We start from the raw sequence: 3,100 nt of genomic DNA, 5'->3' as shown, positions 1-3,100 counted from the left end.
GACAATGCCCCTATCGACCGATAGAGGCATTGTCTTCACCTTGCACTCAGACTGCTAGGTTTTCACACAGTCTGGAAAGCGGGCTTTCTGCTATCTGGTGCCGGAAACGCCCCTTCTTGATCTCGGCCATCGCGGGTTCGGGTTGCCGCGCTAGACTGCGATCATCTGCTCTTCTGGAGTTCTTTTCATGTTCAAGCGTGCCACCGGCGTGATTTTGCCTCCGCCCGTCATCTATGTGTTGTTCCTCGCAGCCGCGTGGTTGCTTGAGTGGCTTATACCCATCGCGCTACCGCAGAACCTCTGGACCCATTACATCGGTTGGGGGCTGATCGATGCCGGCGTATTGCTGATGCTCTGGGCCGGATTGCTGATGCTCTGGCGCAAAACAACAGTCAACCCTTATGGCAAGCCCGCAAGGCTGTTGGAAGAGGGGCCGTTCCGTATCTCGCGCAACCCGATCTATCTGGCGGACAGTCTGATCTACTGCGGCATCGCTCTGCTGTGGGGATCGCTGTGGCCGTGGCTGCTGCTGCCGGCCGTGGTCATCAGCATGCAGCGTGGTGTAATCGTGCATGAAGAGCGCCTGCTTACGCAGCTGTTCGGTGATGACTATCGCCGTTACTGTGGGCGAGTCCGCCGCTGGTTGTGACGTCGCTGTCGAGTGTTCTTGTCCTATAGTGAAACCAGACTTCGCGGAGTGATTTCGATGAGTGATACCCCAAGTGATCGCAGGCGCTTCCAGCGCATCGAGTTCGATGCTGCCACCGAGCTGGTCCAGGGCGACCGTCGCTGGCCGGTCGAGCTGCATGATTTGTCGCTGAAAGGCCTGCTGGTTCGTCGCCCCGACGGCTGGGATGCCGATGCGTCGCAACCGTTCGCAGCCCAGGTGCGCCTGGCCGACGATGCCGAGGTACGCATGGAGGTGGCGATGGCCCACGAAGAGGGCGATCTGATCGGTTTCGTCTGCCAGCACATCGATCTCGACTCAATTGCCCACCTGCGGCGCCTGGTCGAGCTCAACTTGGGCGACGAAGCACTGCTGGAGCGCGAGCTGGCCGCACTTGGCGGCGAGTAGCGATCACTCGAACAATGCGTCGAGCGCCTGCTCCAGACGCGTCACGGCGATGATCTGCAAACCGGCAGGCGCCTCCTTCGGCGCATTGCCCTTGGGGACGATGGCGCGCTTGAAGCCGTGTTTGGCGGCTTCCTTCAGCCGTTCCTGGCCGCTTGGCACCGGGCGGATTTCGCCGGACAGCCCCACCTCACCGAACACCAGCAGATCGGTATCCAGTGGCCGATTGCGCAGACTGGAAATGACTGCGGCCATCAGGGCCAGGTCCGCCGCGGTTTCCAGTACCTTCACGCCACCGACCACGTTGATGAACACGTCCTGGTCATAGGTCGGAATGCTGCCATGGCGGTGCAGCACAGCAAGCAGCATGGCCAGGCGGTTCTGGTCCAGGCCCAGGGTGACACGGCGCGGGTTGGCCAGGTGACTGGTGTCGACCAGTGCCTGCACCTCCACCAGCATTGGCCGGGTCCCTTCCCAGGTCGCCATGACCACACTGCCGGGCACCGCTTCCTGGGCGCGGGTGAGGAAGATCGCCGAGGGGTTGGTGACTTCCTTCAGGCCCTTGTCGGTCATGCCGAACACGCCCAGCTCATTGACCGCACCGAAGCGGTTCTTCACCGCACGCAGCAGGCGCAGGCGGCCATCCGATTCACCCTCGAAATACAGCACCGTGTCGACCATGTGTTCGAGCACGCGCGGGCCGGCGAGGGCGCCTTCCTTGGTGACGTGGCCGACCAGGAAGATGGCCGTGCCGCTCTGCTTGGCGAAGCGAACCAGCAGCGCGGCGCTCTCGCGCACTTGGGCGACACCTCCCGGCGCCGATTGCAGCTGCTCGGTGAAGATGGTCTGGATCGAGTCGATCACCATCACCTTGGGCTTTTCCAGTCGCGCGGTGGCGATGATTGATTCGATGCAGGTCTCGGTCATCACCTTGAGCTTGTCCTGCGGCAGGTCAAGGCGGCGCGCACGCATGGCCACCTGCTGCTGGGATTCCTCGCCGGTCACGTAGAGCGCCGGGTATTGCTGGGCGATGGCGCAAAGCGTCTGCAGCAAGATGGTCGACTTGCCGATGCCTGGATCACCGCCGATCAGCACCACCGATCCGTCCACTAGCCCCCCGCCGAGTACGCGGTCCAGCTCGCCGGAAGCGGTGGAAAAGCGCGGTACTTCTTCGACGCTGACTTCGGCCAAGGTCCGGATGTTGGCCTGCTCGCCTGCCCAGCCTGCGCGGCCGGAGGGTGGTGCCGCGCCCTCGATGATGGTTTCCACCAGTGTGTTCCAGGCACCGCAATCACCGCACTGGCCGGCCCATTTCGGAAAGGTCGAGCCGCATTCGGTGCAGCCATACATGCGCTTGGCCTTGGCCATGGGAAACTCCGGGTCGGGTAAGTGGTGTCGCATGATAACGGCTGACTTGATCGTCATCAGCCACAAGCGGCGAGGGAGCGCCCAGACTGTAAACAAATCGAACAGGAGTGAGCGCCATGCGACATCTGTTGTTTCTGCACCTGCTAGGCGCCAGTGTCTGGGTGGGCGGGCATCTGGTACTGCTATTCAGTGTGCTGCCGGGTGCGCTGCGGCGTCGCGATGTCCAGCCGGTACGCCAGTTCGAACAACTTTACGAGCGCGTCGGGATTCCTGCGCTGCTGGTGCAGATCGTCAGCGGGTTCTGGCTTGCCAGCCTGTGGTTGCCGCACGCCCAGTGGTTCGATTCATCTCCCATGGCTCACCTGGTACAGGCCAAGCTGGTACTGCTCGGCGCGACTGCGCTGCTCGGGGTTCACGCTCGATTGGCGCTGATCCCGAAGCTGGATGCGCAGCGCTTGCCGCAACTGGGCCTGCATATCGTGCTGATCACCCTGACGGCCATTGCCTTCGTCTGGGTCGGCTCGGGGTTCCGTTTCGGTGGCTTGTTCTAGCGGGTTAGACAGAAAGAAGCCCGCGCATGCATCAGAGCGTGTGAAAACGCACTGAAGATAGGCAAATCCAACGCCCCGACTGGTTCGGGGCGTTGGTGTTTTTGATGTT

Annotated in this window: 4 protein-coding genes; 3 read left to right on the top strand and 1 reads right to left on the bottom strand. The window is 62.2% G+C overall.

The window, feature by feature from the left end:
• Positions 1-187: 187 nt before the first annotated feature.
• Both AAEZ08_RS22595 and AAEZ08_RS22590 read left to right on the top strand, forming a co-directional pair.
• Positions 188-649 (top strand): methyltransferase family protein, encoded by a 462-nt coding sequence (locus AAEZ08_RS22595; RefSeq protein WP_003281611.1) that lies wholly within the window; start codon positions 188-190, stop codon positions 647-649.
• Positions 650-706: 57 nt separating this feature from the next.
• Complete coding sequence (locus AAEZ08_RS22590) at positions 707-1,075, top strand: PilZ domain-containing protein (protein ID WP_003281609.1); 369 nt, start codon at positions 707-709, stop codon at positions 1,073-1,075.
• 3 nt (positions 1,076-1,078) lie between these two features.
• Here the strand turns inward: AAEZ08_RS22590 and radA are convergent, their stop codons facing one another.
• Complete coding sequence (gene radA, locus AAEZ08_RS22585) at positions 1,079-2,440, bottom strand: DNA repair protein RadA (RefSeq protein ID WP_003281607.1); 1,362 nt, start codon at positions 2,438-2,440, stop codon at positions 1,079-1,081.
• 116 nt (positions 2,441-2,556) lie between these two features.
• Between radA and AAEZ08_RS22580 the strand changes: the two genes are divergently transcribed.
• Positions 2,557-2,991: a CopD family protein gene (locus tag AAEZ08_RS22580; RefSeq protein WP_102821050.1), complete on the top strand. Its 435-nt coding sequence runs from the start codon at positions 2,557-2,559 to the stop codon at positions 2,989-2,991.
• Positions 2,992-3,100: the final 109 nt, after the last annotated feature.

It is taken from the genome of Pseudomonas sp. E45-MNA-CIBAN-0222 (genome assembly GCF_040310405.1).
Lineage (GTDB): Bacteria > Pseudomonadota > Gammaproteobacteria > Pseudomonadales > Pseudomonadaceae > Stutzerimonas > Stutzerimonas stutzeri_AC.
This window is presented reverse-complemented; position numbering and strand designations above follow the sequence as displayed.